Raw genomic sequence first — 17,538 nt, 5'->3', positions numbered from 1 at the left:
GGCCCTAGCCTTTCTTCGCTTGTGCTTGCGCCAGCACCGAGGCAATCGTGCGCTGCGCCAGGGTCACCTTGAAGCCGTTGTCGTCAGTGGGATGGGCGCCGGCCAGCAGGCGTTCGCTCACGGCGGCGGCGCCATCGGGCATGGCCTGCTCTGCGGCGGACACGCGCCACGGCTGCGGCGCGACGCCGCCCAAGGCCAGCCTGCCCGTGCCGTTGGGCAAGATGATGGCCGCCACGGACACGAGCGCGAACGCGTATGAAGCTCGGTCGCGCACCTTGCGGTAGACGTGCGTGCCGCCAACGGGCGGGGGCAAGGTGACGCTGGTGATCAGTTCGCCGGGCTGCAGCACGGTTTCCACGTGCGGAGTGTTGCCCGGCAAGCGGTAAAAGTCGGCGATGGGGATGCTGCGCGTGCTGCCATCGGCCCGCACCGTGTCGATGCCGGCATCGAGCACGCGCATGGCCACGGCCATGTCGCTCGGGTGCGTGGCGATGCAGGCATAGCTGCCGCCCAGAATCGCCAGCGGCCGGCTGAAACCGCCGATGGCCGAGCAGCCGCTGCCCGGCACGCGCTTGTTGCAGGCCTGGTTCGTGTCATAGAAATACGGGCAGCGCGTGCGCTGCAAGAGGTTGCCCGCCGTCGTCGCCTTGTTGCGCAATTGCGCCGAGGCGCCGGCCAGCAAGGCGCGCGACAACACGCCATAATCGCGCCGCACGGCGGCGTGCGCGGCCAGCGCCGTGTTGCGCACGAGGGCGCCGATGCGCAAGCCGCCATCCTTTGTTGCTTCCACCGTATCCAGCGCGAGGCCATTGACGTCGATCAAGTGTGCCGGCGTTTCGATTTCCAGCTTCATCAGGTCGAGCAGATTCGTCCCGCCCGCGATGAAGCGAGCGCCCGGCGTGTTCACGGCGGCCGCCGCCGCTTCGGCCGGTGAAGTGGCCTTCTGGTAGCTGAACACTCTCATGCCGGCCTCCCCGCCACCTCGGTGATGGCCTCGATGATGTTGGAGTAGGCGCCGCAGCGGCAGATGTTGCCGCTCATGCGTTCGCGCAGCTCTTCCGGCGTTGCCTGCGGGACCGCGTTCAAGTCCGTGCTGACGTGACTGGGGATGCCCTGGCGTATCTCTCCCAGCGCGGCGACGGCCGAGCAGATCTGCCCCGGCGTGCAATAGCCGCATTGATAACCGTCGTGGGCGATGAAGGCGGCCTGCATCGGGTGCAGCTTCTCGGGTGTGCCCAGCCCCTCGATGGTGGTGACCTTGGCGCCGTCATGCATCACGGCAAGAGTTAAACAGGCATTGATGCGCTGGCCGTCGAGCATGACGGTGCAGGCGCCGCACTGGCCGTGGTCGCAGCCCTTCTTGGTGCCCGTCAGCTGCAAATGTTCGCGCAAGGCGTCGAGCAAGGTGGTGCGCGTGTCGAGTTCCAAGCTGTGGCGCCGGCCGTTGACATCGAGGCTGACTTTCATCAGGACTGGTGGCGCCTGGCCGGTCGTGCTGACGGCCTGCGCCGCTCCCGCGACGCCGGGCACGGCCGCCGCCGTGGCCGACAGCGCGCCGGCAATCAGCAAGCCGCGCCTGCCGGCATTGATGTGATGGGACTCTGTCATCTCGCGCTTCCTCCTGGCTGTGGACTGGCTGGGTGGGCGCATGCAGGCCCGAAGCACCAGTCTGACGGCCCGATTCCTACGCGTCTGTACGCAAACGAACGTTCAGCCTGAGGCCGCGCCGGGTCGTGCCGACGCCGCCCTGCGCCGCGTAGCCCGTGTGGCGGGCGCAATGGTCGAGCGCCTGGCGCAAGGCCGTATCGACATTACGCAAGGACATGCCGTGCCGTTCAGCCACTTCCTGGCGGGTCAGCTCGTCCACGCGCAGCGCTTCGAGCACTTGCCGGTGGCGCCGCGGCAGCAAATCGACGGCCTGCGCCAGCCGGCGCACGTCGGCCTGCAGCTCGGCCAGGCGTTCCGGCCCGGCCGCCGTATCGGCAAGGAAATCGACGAGGCCGGCGCCGCCCCCATCACCGTCGTCCGCATACAGCCAGGCGCGGTTGCGGCGCAGGCTGTCCATGGCCGCATTGCACGCGACGCGGAACACATAGGCGACGGGGCTGTGCGCCAGCGCAGCTCCGTCCGCGTCCCCGGCCGCCAGCGCGCCCAGGCGCAGCCAGGCGTCGTGCAGGCTGTCGCTGGCCAGTTCGGCGCAGCCCAGGTGGCGCGCCAGGCGCCGGTGCAGGGCCGCGTAATTACCCTCCAGCACCGCCTGCAGCTGGCTGCCCTGTCCTGGCGCCACGTCGTTCGCCGCCTGCTGCCGGGGGCGGATGGCCGGGCGGTACCAAGCCATGCCCGTCATGCGCAAGGGCAAGGCAGCCGTCATATTCACCAGGCCGGCCATCATGGCGACAACCTGCTGCGCTCTTGCGCCGTCAGCTGGCGCGTGGCCGATTCCGGCAGCGGGCCCAGGCCCAGCACGCGCACGGCGCTGCGCGGGTTGTAGTCGGCCGCCTCGATGCGCGCGCCATCCTGCGGCGCCGCTTGCGCGCTGTCCGGCGGCGCGTCATTGCCAAAACCCAGCACGCGCACCGTGAACACCGATGGCTGCGCCGAACGGGTGGCGGCGCGCTCGCGCTGCACCACGTCCTGGGCGGCGGCCGTGGCCTGCGTGGCGGCCGCGCTGGCGTTCGTCATGGCGGCCACGTTGACGGACGCCACCGTGGGCATGCCCTTGGACTCTCCCTTGACCTGGATGTTCGCCGCGTTCATCACCGTCAGCGCGGCCAGGTTGACGTTGCCCGACACGCGGATGCCCGCCTCGCCCGCGTCGATGGTGCCCAGCGGGGCCAGCAAGTCCACGTCGCCGGCCGGCACTTCCGCGATCGGCGCCAGGGTGGCGATGCCGGCGCCCGTGCTCGGCACGTCGGACGACAGGGTCACGTTGCCCCAGCTGTCATACACGCGCTTGGGCGGCGTGTAGACGATGGTCGACTTCGAGCCGCGCCCCGCGTTGATGTCGCCTTGCGACGACCAGCCGAGGATGTCGCCGCCGAACGTCGTCATGATGCGGCTCTGGCCCAGCAGGATGCTGCCGTGCGAGAACAGGCCGATATTGCCGCCGCCCTTGGTGATCACGCCCGAGGTCGACGGCGGCGCCTCGCCTTCGATGCCCAGCACCTGCTTGCCGCCCGGCGTCAGCATCTGGATGTCGCCGCCGAAGTTCGTATGCACGTAGCCGCTGCGGGGGAAGTAATCCCAGCGCTGCTCGCCGTCGTTGCGCTTGGCGTACAGGCCGCGGTACATGATGATGTCGCCCGCATAGGCAATCGTCTTGCCATTCGCGGCCGTGGCCGGCGCCAGGCCCGCGATGGCGTTGCGGCTGCGCAGGAAGCTGCCGATGCGCGCGCTGTCCGCATCGTTGAACTCGCGCCCGCCCGCCTTCAGTTCCGCGAAATACACGTTGCGGGCAAACACGCGCTGCTGCGGCTCGGGCAAGGCCAGGAAGTAGGCCAGCGCTTCGGCGGTCGTGCCCTTGAAGCCGTAGCGCTCGCCGAGCCAGCTCGCCAGTTCGCCGTCGTACGCTTTCACCACCTTGCCGGCCTGGTCGGCCAGCGGCACGCCCGTCTTCGCCACGTTCGCCGGGTCCAGATAGGGCTTGACGAAGCGCAGGTAATCGAGGCCGGCCGCGCCCACACCAGCCTGCATGGCGATGCCGGCGCCCGGGCGCTTGTCTCCCGCGACGACGGGGCCGAGGCTGACGACGCTGCCCTTGTCCTGCATCAATATATTGCGCCCGGCGCTGATGTCGAGCGTGCCGGGGCCGGCCACGTTGAAGGAACTGCTGAGGATATCGCGTCCGGCCGACACCACCGACACGTCGAACGCGTTGTTGTGCACGAACAGGTTGCTGTAATTGCGGAACATCATGTCGCCACCGCCCGTGCCGTCGATGGCTTCCAGCAGCGCCGTGCCGCTGCCGACGATATCGCGGCCCGCCCTCATCCAGACCGGTTGCGCCCCTTCGTACCAAGTGATGCCCGCGTGCTTGGCGTCGTAGAACGCGACCATGCGGCCGCTATTGACGCCGATCAGATCGCCCTTCACGGCATAGATGCGCGCCACTTGCGTGCCGCTGTTGGCCGGACCGGCGGCGGAATCGGGCCCGAAGGCGAACAGCGGAAAGTTCCACTGCGACGACGGCACGCCCGAGCCCGAAACATTGCCGCCCGCCGACGTCAGGCTGCCAGGCCTGAGATTCCACGCTTCGAAGGCAGGCTTGAACGGCGTGGCCATGCTGTCGGCGGCCGCGCCGGACTGGCTGACGGCATAGCCGCCCGCATAGATGGAATCGCCGGCCAGCCACTCCAGCTGGGCGTAGCCCGACGGCGCCAGCAGCAAAGGATCGGCATACGCGGTCGCACCACCCCAGTCCGAGATGGTCTTGCCGTAGTACAAGCTGCCGTTCGCGGCCGCGGCCCGCACGATGGACGGATAGACGACGGCCAGGTCGGTGGCCGTGCCGACCGGCGCCGTCAGCGGCGTCATGTTGCCGCCGGCGGAGAACAGGTCGAGCGCCGTGCGCGGCGTCCACAGGCTGAACCAGCTGTAGCCGGCGCCCGGCTCGCCCGACGCGCTGATGAACGACGCGGCGTTGAACATCGGCACGCGGCCGGGGTCGGCCACGTCCTGCAGCACCTGGTCGCCCAGGGTTGCCACGCTGACAGTGGCGTCGCCGGGCACCAGGGTCATGCCGCCCTGCGGCGTGGCGCGCGTGGCGTGGAACGCGTCGAAGGCGCGCGTTTCCAGCGGCACGTGGTCGGTCGAGCGCGTGCCGTACTGCAGCGCGACCTTGCCCAGCTGGGCAGCGGCCACGTCCACGTGGCCGCGCAAATCGACCAGCGCGCCATTCAAGTGGCCGCCACCGGATTGGCTGGCAGGATTGAGGGCGCCGCCCACGCGCAGGTCCAGGTCGCCGCCGCCCGTCAGTTGCAGGCTGCCATCGGCCAGCACCCGGCCCGTGCTGCCCACGGCCAGCAGCAAGCCCTGCGAGCGCGGATTGATGTTGATGTCATACACGGTGGCAACCTTGGGCGCCAGCACGCCCGCATCGCCCGCCACATCGGCGCGCACATTGCCGCCGCCCAGGGTGCCGAAGCCCGTAAAGCCCAGCACGGTATCGGCCAGGGTATCGCGGCCCACGTAGCTGCCAAAATTGATCCACCACGCCGTCGGCTGGGCCGGACCGCCCGTGGCCACGCCACCGCTGCCCTGGCGCCACAGCCAGTTGCCCACCGCCACCGAATCGCCCGGACCATCCTTGCTGACGGGGCGCCCGTTGGTGGCGGCGGACGCGCCGACCAGCGAACCGCTCAGGTCGCCCGCCACCCGCAGCAGCAGATTGCCACCCTGGTCCGGATACCATGCCCGGTAAATGCTGTCGGCGCCGCCATCGACCAGGCGTTCATGCGCACCATCGGGGTTGGCCAGCACCTTGCCGTCCAGATTGCGCGCGCGCGCCAGGTTGTACGGGTCGCCGGCCGTGGTCGCCATGGACGACATGCCGGCCGTGTACACGCCGTACAGGCTGTCCACGCGCAAGTCGCCGCCGCTGACGAGGTCCAGGTCGCCCGTGCCCGTGCGCAGCACGCTGTGGCGCAGGGTGGACGCCTTGTTGTCGAAGGTAGGGTTGGAGGTGCCGCACCAGGTGGGGTTTTCCTCGCACATGGTGGGCCAGCCCAGGCCGGCCAGGTCGACCACGTCGCCCGCCTTCACGCTCGGGTCGGCGAATTCTTCGGCGCCGGCCTTGGTCCACACATAGGCCAGCTTCAGCACGCACATGCTGGCGTCGCCAGCGCAAAACTCCGCCACGGTCTGGCCGAACTGGCTGATGAATTCCTCGGTGATCGGTTCGCCCGCCACGATGCCGACGATGCCCTCGCGCTCGCCCAGCTCCTGCGCCGCCTGCGTCCAGTGCTGCACGCCCTTCGGCGGGATCATGACGCCATACATGCCGTAATGGCTGTCGGCCAGGCGCAGGGTGCCGTGGGCCGGATGCGCCTGCACGCTGCGCGTGTCGGCCGCGTCCAGGTCGGCGCCGGCCGCCAGGCGCATGCCCCACGATTGCGAACCTTCGGCCAGCATGGGCGCGATGGCCCACAGCGCGCCCTGGCGCCCCGCCACTTCCGGACGCAGTTCGATGGCATCCACGCCGGGCAGCAGCTTGACGTCGGTGCCGTTCGGGATCAGTGCGCCGACGGGCAGCACCACTTTGCCACTAAGCGTGACCACGTTGAGCTCGCCCAGCAAGCCCGGCAAGGCGACGCCTTTCGGCCAGGTCATGGCGCGCACCTTGACCATTTGCGCGACCACGTTGCCCGCGTCGAGCCGCATGCCGGCAGTAAAGGTCTGTTCCGTGGCCAGCAAGGTACCCGCCGCGTGGACGATATTGCCGGCGCTGTCGCGCACGGCAGCGGCCAGTACCGTACCGGCCGGCACGGTGAGCTTCTGGTTCAGGACCACATCCACGGGCAGGCGCGTGTTGGCGCGGAAACTCAGGGCCTTGACGGGCACGTCGTAATTGAGCGTGACGCCGCCCGGGAAGATGGTGCCGTCGGCCAGGGTCACGCCCTTGCCCGGCACGATGACGTCGCTGCCGTTGATGTCTCGCCCCGGCAGCAACAACCAGCCCTTGTCGTCCTGCGTGGACGGCGGCGGCGCGAAGCCGTCATTGATGCTGCCATAGATATTCAAATCGCCGCCAGCGCGCAGCAGCAGGCTGCCCACCTCGCCCGAGCCGCGCGCATTCGTCACTTGAAAACGCGGATTGAGGCTGGCGTAGCGCATGCCGGACAAATCCAGGTCGCCCTGCACCACCAGGTCGCCGTCCGCCGTCTTGCTGACGATATCGACGCCGGGACGCAAGTGCAGCGCCTCGGCATACGCGGCCGTGTTCAAGCCCGCCAGTTTGCCATTGCGCAAGTTCGTGTTGGCCAGCGCCGCATCGATAAAGGCCGTGCTGTCCGCATGCTTGCTGTCGAGGTATGCCTGGTTGACCACCTGATATGGGCGGCCGGTGGCCGACAGGTCCACGGCATAAGCCGCATCGTCATAGCGCTGCATGGCGTTGACGGCGATCGATTTCGCGCCGCGGATGGTGAGACCGCCGCCAGCCGTAATGGCGATGTCGCCAAAGGTGGCCGCGTCAGCGTCCGTGCGCGCGCCGCCGCTGCCCAGGCGTGGCGCGCTCAATTCCACCGTGCCGCGCGCAACGCCGTCGTTTTCGCCCTTGCCCTTCCCAAGCACGGCCGCCGTGCCGTGGCGCACGTCGATCTGCGCGCCGCCGGCCAGGTCCAGCACGCCTTCGCCCCCGTTCAGTTCCACCATGGCCCGGTTCGGGCTGTCGATGATCTTGCCATAGCTGTCAACGCGCAGGACGGTGCCATGCGCGTCGAGCACGGCGTTGTTGGCCAGGGTGATGCCATGCTTGCCGGCCAGGCGGATACTGCCCACGCGCTCGCCGCTGGCATCGATCACGCCGGCCACCGTCAGGCGGCCATTGTCGACGGCCACCTGCACCTCGCCCGCCTTGAGTTCATTGCCGATGGTCAGGTCGCCCTGTTTCAGCTGGAAGCTGCGCGCGCCCGTCACGCCGCCTTCGTTCAGGCGCGTGTTGAGCGCGGCGAACTGGCCGTCCACGGTCCCGCCCGCGCCCAGGGTGTGCGCGCGCACGTCCACGCTGCCCTTCTTGTATGGCACCATGGTGCCGCCCGCGTCGTAGCTGCCGCTGGCGCCGCCCAATATCTTGCCTTGCAGCTCCACCATGCCGGCCGCGCCATCGAGGGCCACGGCTTTCAGGCTGCCGGCGCGGTTGTTCTCGGCCGACAGGTCGATCACGCTGCCGCCAGCTGCGCGGATGTCGCCGGCGCGGCTGTCCAGGCTCACGTCGCCGCCCCAGCTGTATTTGTCCACGTCGAAGAAGGTGCTCTTGCGGCCCGCCATGTCGATGCGCGCAGCATCGGCCACGCTGATGTCGTGCTGCGCGTTGACCGTGAGCTTGCCGCTCGGCAACACCACGGCTGTCGCCACCGTCACGCTGTCGCCGTTCAAGGCCAGCTGGGCGCCCAGCGCGGCGTTAGTTTTGGCGAAAGGGGCTGGCGCGCCGGCCGGCGCCGTCACGGCCAGCGCGCCGCCCGCCGTGTAGCTATGCGATGAACCGGCCTCGCCCGTCAGCAGCGGCGTGCTGATGTTCAGGTTGCCGCCGCTGTACCGGAAGCCCTTGCCCGTTTCATACGCGCCCTGCGCCTCGTAGACGGACAGGCTGCCCTTGTGGTTGGCCGTGACCTGGCCCGACGCTTTCAGGTTAACGGTGCCAAAACCCAGCGCCAGGCGGTCGAAGGTGGCGACGCCGGCCGGCTGCGTGAACGGGCCGAAACCGAAATCGATGCGTTCCGCTTCCAGATTCAGGATGCCGCTGCCCGTGCCGGCGCCATGCGCGATCACATTGCCGGGCGCCGACAGGGCGCCGCCCCAGATCAGGTTGGCCGTGCGGATGGTAGCCACCGTGCCGGCATCGCCCTGGCCATACATGGCCGGCGTGGTCAGCACCAGGCGCTCCAGGTTCGATTTTCCGCTCGTCTTGTCATAGGTATCGAGCACCACGTCGCCATAGAAATTGACGCTGTCGGCCGCGTTCAGCATCAGCGCCTGCAGCGCTGGCGCGCCCGTGCTGATGTCGCCGCGCAGCAATCGGTCCAGCAGGCCCTGGTTCAGGGTCAGTCCGGTGGGGCGCGTGCCGCCGGCCTGGGCCGCCGCCAGCGCCTCGTTCGAACCGATATTGATGGCGCCCACGGCCAGGCTCAGGTTGCGCGTGCCGTAGCGGGCCGTGTCGTCCAGCTGGAAGCTGCCGCTGGTCGCCAGCAGCAAGGTGCCTTCCGAATATAGGCTGGCCGTGCCGACGCAAGCGGCGGCGCACATGCCGATGCGGATGCCGCCGCGCGTCGTGCCGCTGACGGGCGCCACATTGAGCAAGCCGTTCGACGCGGCCAGCACGTGCACGTCCGGACGGCTCTTGTAGATAAAGCCATCGTTGGCGTCGTACGCGGCCTTGCCGCGGCCCAGGGTGTTGATGCCGGCGCCGGCCGCGATATCGATCACGCCATTGCCCAATTGCGCGTTGCTCGGGTCCTGGGCGACGAGGAACACTTCGGGCGCCGACAGGACGGCGCCGGCGCGCAGGTAGATGGCACGCGCCGACTGGACGCCGAAGTTCACGTAATTGCCGCCCTGGCCATATTCCACCGTGGGCGCATTGCCCACCACGATGCGGGCCGCGCCGATATTGTTTAGGCTGGAAGCACGTATGCTGACCGGTTTTGCGCCGCCGCTGGCCGGCGCGCCGTCGGCGAGAATTTCAATTTCGCCAGTCGAGCTATCGTTCGACATCAGCACCACGGTGCCGCCATAGCCGCCCTCGGCCGCCGCGAACTTGCCGGCACCCTGGAACTGGAACGTCTCGAGGCCGCCGCCGGGCGCCATGGTCAGCTTGAGCGTTTTCGCATCGGACGGCAGCATTGCGCGGGGAATGCCGCGCGTTTGCGCATCGGCCAGGGCAAACGCGGCATAGCCCATTTCGTTGTACTGGGAATACGTGCGCAAGACCTTGGCCGGCGTGATGATCAGCTGGCTGGCCAGCGGCGCGCGGATGTCCGTGCCGGCGATAGACAGGGTGCCGGACGCGGCCCAGGAACCGTTGCGCAGCTGCTGCGCCAGCGAGCCGGCGCCGCCCTGGCCTGCCAGGCCGTTCAGTTCCACGCGGAAGGCGCCCGGCAGCAAGGCGTAGGTCGACGGCATCAGGGTATAGGTGCCGGCCGCCAGGCCCGGCACGCCGCTGCCTATCGTCACTTGCCGGCCAACGACCGCATCGGCGGCGCCCGAAGGCGCTTGCGGTGCCTGCACACCGGGCACGATGGCGTACACGGGATTCGTCGCCAGGCCCGGCAAGACAAAACCGCCGTTCGCCCCCACCTGCACCAGCGGGTGAGTGCGCGCATCGGTGGAACCGCCGCGGCCCGCGATGAAGCCGGCACCCGCCAGTTCGCCGCCGCCGGACAGGTCGAGCAGCGCGCCCGGCTGCACGTTCACCGCCACGCCGGCCATTTCCACGCCGACGCGCAAGCCGCCCTGCGCATTGAAGCCGCCCACGCCCATGAAGGTAGCCGCCTTGCCGTCCACGTTCCAGCTCTGGCCATCGACCGTGCCGCCATACGGCATGACCAGGCCGGCGCCGCTGACGGAGCTGATGCTGTTGGCCAGCAGATTGACAGTCAAGCTCTTGTCATTGTCATAGCGGGCCGCGCCGATCGCCAGGCGGCCCAGCGGTGCGCGCACCACGCCGCCCTGCTCGATGTGCGCAGCCTCCAGTTCCAGCGAGCCGAAGGCGGAATACGGCATGGCCGGCACGCCATCGGTCGTGCGAGCGATGCGCAGGCTGCGCGCCGGGTCGTAGCCGAACTTTCCATCGGTGCGGCCGTAGCCGACGCGTACGGCGGCGCCGGCGCCCGTGTCCGGGTACAGCTGGGCCGCGCTGAGGGTCATGTCGCCCGGCGAGGACAGCACCGTCGTCGCCTCCGCGCCACCCCAGCCCAGCGGGGACAGCAGGAAGCGCAAGTCGCCGCGGCTGCTCAGGCGCACGTCGTCGGCAACGATATTGACCAGGCCGCGCACGTCGATCAGGTCGCCCGTCATGCTGACCTGGCCGGCGACCGGCGACTCGCCCGCCGTGCCTGGCGTGACATAGAAATCGCGTCCGACCGGCTTGACGCTGGCCAGGCGCACATAGGGCGCCGCGATGCCGACCTTCGCGCCGGGCTTGCTGCCTGGTGTCAGCACGGGCGCGCCGTACAGCTGGAAGCTTTGCTGCAGATGCAGCGACACGTCGCCATCGAAGGAGGCGGCCCCCAGCAGGGCCAGGCTGCCGAAGCCGCCCGCTTCCACCTGCTCCACGGAAAAACGGCCGTGGCCGTACTGCAGCGTTGCCGCCGCGTCCCGTGCGCGCACGTTTTCGGCCAGGTCGCTGGCGCCCTGGCGCTGCGTCACGGCCAGTTGCCGCCCCTGCAGCACCTTGTCCGTGGCCAGCACTTTCAGGTATTCGGGCGAACCCGTGGCCACGGACAGGCTGCCGCCTGCCGCGCCCGCGCCACCGGCCCTGGCCAGCAGCTGGCCATCGAGATACAAGCCGTTGTTCGACGCCAGCGCGATGCTGCCGCCCGCGCTGGCGACGTCGACGGCCGCGCCGTTCACGTCGAGCACGGCATGCGCGCCCGAAGCGTCGAGCACGGCGCCATCGCGCACGACAACAAACAGGCTGGCCGCCGACGTGCTGCCCTGCGCATTGTCGATCTCGCCGCCGACGACGATGCTGCCGCCATCGACCACCTTGCCGTAGCGCCGGCTCTGCGCATCCACAGCCGTGACGGCGCGCGAGGCGACGTCGAGCACGGCATTCTCGCCTATCCACAGGGAACGGCCATGGCCGGCCGCTTCCACGGCTTCGGACACACTCACGCCGACGCCCACGCCGCCGAGGCTGATCTTGCCGCCCCAGGCGTTCAAGCGGCCGTCCACCGTCAGCTGGCCCACGCTGGACAGCTTGATCGACTGGCCCGCATCAACGCTCACCACGGCACCCTTGCCCACAAGCAGTTCGGCGCTGGCCATGCCGGCCGCATCGGACTCGATATCGCCCACCTGCAAGGCCAGGCTGGCGCCCTTGCGCTGCGTCAAGGTGCCCTTGAGCGCGTTTTCCGTGTACTGCTCCGGCGTCCATACAGCCAGTTTCTCGTTGTCCACCACGCGCAGCACGGGCATGCGCACGTCGACCTGCGTGCCCTCCGCCACCGCCACGCCCTGCTTGCCGACCAGGCTGTAGCTGGAAAACCCCTGGTCGAAGAAGTCGCCGTCCAGTTGCAGGGCGCCTTTCTGTTCCGTCTCGGCCTGGCCGATCACTATCTTGTTCGCCTGCAATTCCAGCTTGCCGCCGCCCGCCACGCCATGGCCGCGCACTTGCGCGCCCTCGCCCAGCACCATGTCGGCCTTCGGCCCATAGCTGGCCAGGCTCACGTTGCCGCCCTTGCCGCCCTGCTGTTTCGCCTGCGACAGAATGGCCGCGCCCGAGCTCACGTTGATCAGGCTGCCATTGCCGATGCGCACGTCGCCGCTCGCCCGCAACGAGACATTGCCGCCATTCATGTAGGGCAAGCCAGCGGCGGCCAGCGGGTCGCGCAGCACATTGCTGAGCAAACCGCTGGTGTCGAGGCTCACGCCATCAGCCAGTACCAGCTTGCCCGCGGACCCGCCCGGGATGACGACGGTGTCGCTCATGCCCAGCGCGCCGATCTGGTTCAGCACATTGCCGGCCATGATGCTGCCGCCATGGCTGCGCAGGTTGGCGTTGATGGCCACGTCATTGCCGAACAAGGTGATGTTGCCGCCATCGGCCACCTGCAGCGCGCTGTCGACGGTGACCGCGCCCTTGGCCGCGATGCGGATGGCGCCCAGCTGCTGGCTGTTCAGCAAGGTGGTGTCGAGCAGCAGCTTGCCCTGGCGCTCAGCGTCCAGCATGCCTGTCACGTCGAGGCCGGCGGCGATGCCATCCTGCACACGCGTCAGGCGCACCTCGTCCATGACGGCCGACAAGGCATGCTGCAGCACGCCCGTGCGCTTGTCGAACATGGGCTGATACTGGCCAACGATCAATTGTCCCCGCTGCGCGGCCGCGAACTGCGACTGCTGGTAGCCGTCAAGCAACGCTTGCGGCGCCTGTACCTGGCGCTCGCCCTGGAAAACGTCGCCGGCGATGCCGCCTTCCAGCACGGCCGACCCCGTGGCGACCACCAGCTTGCCCGCGTCGCGGCCTGCCGTGTAGCCGTTTTCCAGACGCAGTTGCGCGGCGATCAGGGGATTGGCGTAGAAGGCGCTGGCATCCTTGCCCCAGCGCGCGTGTTCCTCCTCGTAGCCCTTGTAGACGCCCAGATACTGCAAGTCGCCGGGCGCGCTGCCCGCCTCGTGCAGCTTGCCGTCCGCGCCTTTGAGCCAGGTCTGGCGCACGGCGCCCGTCTGCACGTCCAAAGTGCCGCCGGACAGATTGATGCTGGAGCCAAGCTGCGTGACGACGTCCTTGCCGCCAAAACTCACCGTGCCGCCCTGCGCCATCCATTCGCTGACGGAATGGCCTTGCGTGCCCAAATAACCGGCCACTTCCAGCAAGCCGCCGGCCGTGTACCAGCGGTCGCTGTCGTAGCCGTTCGTGCCTTTCGGTACGAACACGAGCTTGCGGCGATCCACCCAGATACTGCTGTTGATCAGGGCCTTGCCATCGCGGTTGACGGGCGCATCGCGCTGCTCGTTGCCCTGCACGTTGATCTCGACATTGTTCGCCTCCATCGCCACCTTGACGCCCACGGCGCCGGAGACGTCGAGCTGCGCCCCATCGCGCACGAGGCTGCGGCTGCCGGCGTTGACGGCGAGCTGTCCGCCCGTAGCCAGGGTCAGCGAGTCGCCCATGAATTCCACCGTGCCAGCGCTGCCGATCTCGATGCGCGACTGGTCGCGGCGGTCGTTGACGAGCGAGATATTCTGCTCCGTCGTCACGGCCGGGCCGCGCATGGCATCGCGCTGGCTGTCGAGCGCCATCGTCTTGCCGTCGTCCTCGACGACGATGGCCGTGGTGGCGCCGCGTCCCAGAGTCACGGCAGCATCGCTGCCCAGGGCGTTGAGGTGGATGGTGCCTCGCGTGGCCGCCGTGGTGGACGCGAGCAGCACGCCATCCTGCCGCACGTCGCGCCCGGCAAGAGTGATGTCGCCTTCGCGCGCCTGGATCAGGCCCGTGTTGACGACCTTGCCCGCAGTGCTGGCGGCCGCGAATTGCGGCGTGACTTCGCTGCCGCGCGTGGTCGACAGCGGGTTGCCATCCGTGCCCACGCCCTTCTTGATGGTAAAACTGTCGCCGGCGGCCAGCAGGGCCTGGCCTTTCGGCGTGCTGATCTCGCCCCCGTTGTGCACCTCTTTGCCCAGCAGCATCACGTAACCGCCGCCCTCCGTGCTGCCCTTCGGCAGGTTGCTGGCAATGCGCGCACCGGCCTGCACCTGCACCTTGCCGTCCGCATCGGTAAACGTCGTGGCGCCGGCCGTGCCGGGGCTGTAGATGCCATTCTTCTGGAATTGCGCATCGCTGATGCGGGCAGCGGCCGCCACCAGGCTGCGCGTGTCGACCTGGCTCGTGCCGGTAAACACAATGCCGTTGCGGTTAGCAATCAGCACCGTGCCGTCGGCCTTGATCTGGCCCTGGATCTGGCTGGGCCGCGCTTGCGGATCATTGACCCGGTTCAGCACGGCCCAGTCCTTCTGCTGCTGGAAAGTCAGGGTCGTGTCCTTGCCCACATTGAAGGTTTCCCAGTTCAGGATGGCCTTGTCCGCCGTCTGCTGCACCACCACGGCCGTCTTGCCTGCCGCTACCGTCTGCACGGGCGCCTGGGCGTTGAGCCAGCCGGCCGTCAGGCTGTTGGTGTCGACCTGCAAGCCGCCCTGCGCCAGGCCGTTCGGCAAGCTGACACCGCCACCAGCTGCCTGGCGCGCCTGCGCCTGGGCCGCTTGCTGCGCGGCGATGGCACGCGCGGCCAGGTTCAGGTTGTTGAGCGAGCGCTGCAACTGCTGGTTCGCCTGCTGTTGCTGGCCCTCTGGGCGGCTGCCCAGCGGCAGCGGCTGGCCATTCGGCAGGCGGCCCGACGTGGCCGCCGTATTTTGTGCCGCGCCCTTGGCCGCGAACCAGCCGCCGCTGAACGCCTGCTGCGCGCGGGCCGGCGTGCTGAAGGCGCCCGCCATCAGCATGGTGGTCAATGCGTAAGCGAGCGGCGTGAGCCGCAAGCGGCTGCCCAGCGTGGACGTGGGGACTGGGCGCTGGGCAGTGTAAAGCTTGGTCATGGCAATGGTTTCCTGGCTAGAGAGAAGGGAACGGAGCCTGGCGTTAGCGCAAGCGTCCATGCCTCCATGACGTAGCTGGGCGGCGGAAGGGATAATACTTTTGTAAAATATTTTTTGCGGCGCACCCTGGCACGCGCCGCACTTCAGCTGAGCAGCACGATGCCGCCTGGCAGGCTCGTCATTTGCGCCCCCGTCAAGTCGCGTATCATCGCCAGCGCGCCATCCATCTGGGTGATGGAAAAGCGCATGCGCACGAGGCGCCGGCCCAGCTCGGCATTGCGCAGTACGACCCTGCCCGGACGGTAGCGGTTGATTTCATCGACCACGCGGGACAGCGGCTGGCCGGCAAACGACAGCGCGCCCGTGCGCCATGCGCTGGCCTCCCCCGCCGGCGCGGCCGTGGCCGCCTGCACGCCCCGCTCGTCGTAGACCAGTTGCTGCCCCGCGTCGAGGGTCTGGCGGCGCTGCTGCCACACTACGTCCACGGCACCCGCCAGGCAGGTGACGCACACGGCGTCGTCCGTGTGGCGCACATTGAAGCGGGCCGACTGCGCCAATAAACGCCCCGCGCCCGCCACCACCGATACGGGCTGGCGCGCGCCGCTGGCAACGATTTCCGCTTCGCCGCCCAGCAGTTCGATCGCTTCCGGCGCCCGCACATTGATGCGCGTCTGTGTATTCATCTGCACCGTCATCTGCTGCGACAGGGCCACTTTCCGCTGCTCGCCCGTGCCCGTGCGGTAGTCGGCGCTCAGCTCCTGCAGCGACGGCCAGGCGCCCAGCGGTGGACGCAAGGCCAGCACTGCCACGCCGGCCGCCAGCGCGCCACCGAGAAAAGCACGGCGTCCGGGCCGCGCCGGGAACGCCAGCACTGCCGCCTGTTGCGGTGCGGCGGCGCGGGTCAAGGCGGAGTCGAGCGCCTGCCACACTTGCTTGAGCTCGCGCCAGGCGCGCGCATGATCGGGGCTAAGCGCGCACCAGGCGCGCAAGGCGTCGGCGTCGGCTTGCGTAAAATCGTCGGCACGCAGCCGCGCCCACCAGGCAGCGGCTTCCCGGCCAATGGCCGTGTCGGCATGAACTAAAGGGGCGCGTGGATCGCGGTCGGGAGCAGTCATGGGATTCATCAATATTTACGCCGGCCCGACACATCGCTGCGCTGGGCCGCATCGGCGTCGGCCATGCACGTTTTACAGTGTTGCAGGGCGGCCTGCAATTCTTTCTTCACCATCGCCACAGAAATGCCGAAGCGTTCGGCAATGTCCGCATTGAGCATGCCGTCGATGCGCGCCGCCGTCAGGATGGCGCGGCGGCGCGGCGACAGGGCCGCCAGGGCCGCGTCGAGCGCCTGCACGTCGAGCCGCGCCGAGACGATGCGGGCCGGGTCGCTGATGTCGTCGCCCGGTTCGTCGGCCATGTGCATCAGTTCTTCGCGTTCGCGCTCGGTGACGATGATGCGGTCGCGGCGGTAGGCATCGGTGGCGATATTGGCCGCCATGCGCAGCAGATAGGCGTCGGGATTGTGGACGGGAGCGGCGGCCGGCCCCGGCGCCACCATCGCTTCGAGGCGCAGCCAGGTTTCCTGCAGCGCATCGGCCGCATGGTGCTTGCAGCCGACGACGCGCTCAAGGCGCCAGCGCAGCACGGCGTAGCGCGAACTGAGGTGGCGTTTGAGCTTGGTGCGCAGGTCAGGCATGCTCATGGCGCGGCCATGGTCTTGGGGGCGCAATCGACTTCGCTGCCCGGCCCTTGCGGCAGCAGCAGGATGGAAACGGGCTGCGGCATCGAGGGCAGCGGCGCGGCGCCCACGCGCATGCCCAGCACGACGCGCGCAATGGCCGTGTCGCGCGCGCGCAAGCCCGTGCTGTCGAGCAGGTGCACGCGGTCCACCACGCCGGCACGGTTCAGATACAGTTGCAGCGCGAGACGGTAGCCGCCGGGACGCGTCTGCGCCGCGCGGCACAGCAGTCCCAACAGCACATGCTGCAAGCGGCTGACATAGGCCGCATGGTCGCCGCCGCCCTGCGTGGCGCCCGGGATGTCGGCGGCGGCCACGACGGCGGCCTGCGGCAAGTCCGCTGCCGTTGCTGAAGCGCCGGCCGGGGCATACACGATGACGGCTTGCGCGTCGGACAGGCGCGATAGCAGGCCCGTGCCTTCCAGCAAGGCTTGCAGGGCCGCACCCGCCGCATACGGGCCGCGCACGGCGGCCGACTGGCGCTGCGCGTAGCGCTGGTCCATCAGCACGGCGACGCCCGTGCGGCGGCTGTACATATCGAGCGCGTCGCCCAGGTTTTGCGCGGCGATATCGAACTGCAACACGGCGCCATCGGCCGGCTGCGCCCGCACCGGTCCCACCGCGGCCAGAAAACCCAGCAAAACCAGGTATCCCGCCAGCGCTAGCACATGGACGGATGCCGGGCTGCCTGTCATATCGCTATCGAGTCGCTATCGTGTGAGGGGAAACTGCGTGGCAACAAGGCATTGCCAAGTAACAATTCTTGCATCAACTGCAATAGCCTACACACAAAAAATGACGGCTTCGTGACATCAGCGGCGTGCGCAAATTTCGCCATG

The 17,538-nt window shown here is 68.8% G+C and carries 7 protein-coding genes; all 7 read right to left on the bottom strand.

The window, feature by feature from the left end; genetic code table 11:
* Window positions 1–4: 4 nt before the first annotated feature.
* A complete protein-coding gene (locus AC54AG_RS19395; RefSeq protein ID WP_496631336.1) occupies window positions 5–964 on the bottom strand; it encodes an FAD binding domain-containing protein in 960 nt (319 codons plus the stop codon).
* Window positions 961–1,608: an aldehyde dehydrogenase iron-sulfur subunit PaoA gene (gene paoA, locus AC54AG_RS19390; RefSeq protein ID WP_496631335.1), complete on the bottom strand. Its 648-nt coding sequence runs from the start codon at window positions 1,606–1,608 to the stop codon at window positions 961–963. The genes AC54AG_RS19395 and paoA overlap by 4 nt, the downstream gene beginning before the upstream one ends.
* A gap of 76 nt (window positions 1,609–1,684) precedes the next feature.
* Window positions 1,685–2,392 (bottom strand): RNA polymerase sigma factor, encoded by a 708-nt coding sequence (locus AC54AG_RS19385; RefSeq protein WP_496631334.1) that lies wholly within the window; start codon window positions 2,390–2,392, stop codon window positions 1,685–1,687.
* Window positions 2,389–14,964 (bottom strand): filamentous hemagglutinin family protein, encoded by a 12,576-nt coding sequence (locus AC54AG_RS19380; protein ID WP_496631333.1) that lies wholly within the window; start codon window positions 14,962–14,964, stop codon window positions 2,389–2,391. The genes AC54AG_RS19385 and AC54AG_RS19380 overlap by 4 nt, the downstream gene beginning before the upstream one ends.
* A gap of 143 nt (window positions 14,965–15,107) precedes the next feature.
* A complete protein-coding gene (locus AC54AG_RS19375; protein ID WP_496631332.1) occupies window positions 15,108–16,079 on the bottom strand; it encodes a FecR family protein in 972 nt (323 codons plus the stop codon).
* Window positions 16,080–16,087: 8 nt separating this feature from the next.
* Window positions 16,088–16,663 (bottom strand): RNA polymerase sigma factor, encoded by a 576-nt coding sequence (locus tag AC54AG_RS19370; protein WP_496631331.1) that lies wholly within the window; start codon window positions 16,661–16,663, stop codon window positions 16,088–16,090.
* The gene (locus AC54AG_RS19365) at window positions 16,660–17,394 is read right to left on the bottom strand and encodes a hypothetical protein (protein ID WP_496631330.1); all 735 of its coding nucleotides are present in this window, start codon (window positions 17,392–17,394) and stop codon (window positions 16,660–16,662) included. The genes AC54AG_RS19370 and AC54AG_RS19365 overlap by 4 nt, the downstream gene beginning before the upstream one ends.
* Window positions 17,395–17,538 lie beyond the last annotated feature (144 nt).

Source organism: Janthinobacterium sp. BCJ23, assembly GCF_059617945.1.
Note: the sequence above shows the minus strand (reverse complement) of the source record. Positions and strands in the feature narration are given on the sequence as shown.

Excerpts from the sequence above, each read along its gene's own strand:
- AC54AG_RS19395 (WP_496631336.1), bottom strand. The coding sequence starts at position 964 with ATGAGAGTGTTCAGCTACCAGAAGGCCACTTCACCGGCCGAAGCGGCG.
- paoA (WP_496631335.1), bottom strand. The coding sequence starts at position 1,608 with ATGACAGAGTCCCATCACATCAATGCCGGCAGGCGCGGCTTGCTGATT.
- AC54AG_RS19385 (WP_496631334.1), bottom strand. The coding sequence starts at position 2,392 with ATGATGGCCGGCCTGGTGAATATGACGGCTGCCTTGCCCTTGCGCATG.
- AC54AG_RS19380 (WP_496631333.1), bottom strand. The coding sequence starts at position 14,964 with ATGACCAAGCTTTACACTGCCCAGCGCCCAGTCCCCACGTCCACGCTG.
- AC54AG_RS19375 (WP_496631332.1), bottom strand. The coding sequence starts at position 16,079 with ATGACTGCTCCCGACCGCGATCCACGCGCCCCTTTAGTTCATGCCGAC.
- AC54AG_RS19370 (WP_496631331.1), bottom strand. The coding sequence starts at position 16,663 with ATGAGCATGCCTGACCTGCGCACCAAGCTCAAACGCCACCTCAGTTCG.
- AC54AG_RS19365 (WP_496631330.1), bottom strand. The coding sequence starts at position 17,394 with ATGACAGGCAGCCCGGCATCCGTCCATGTGCTAGCGCTGGCGGGATAC.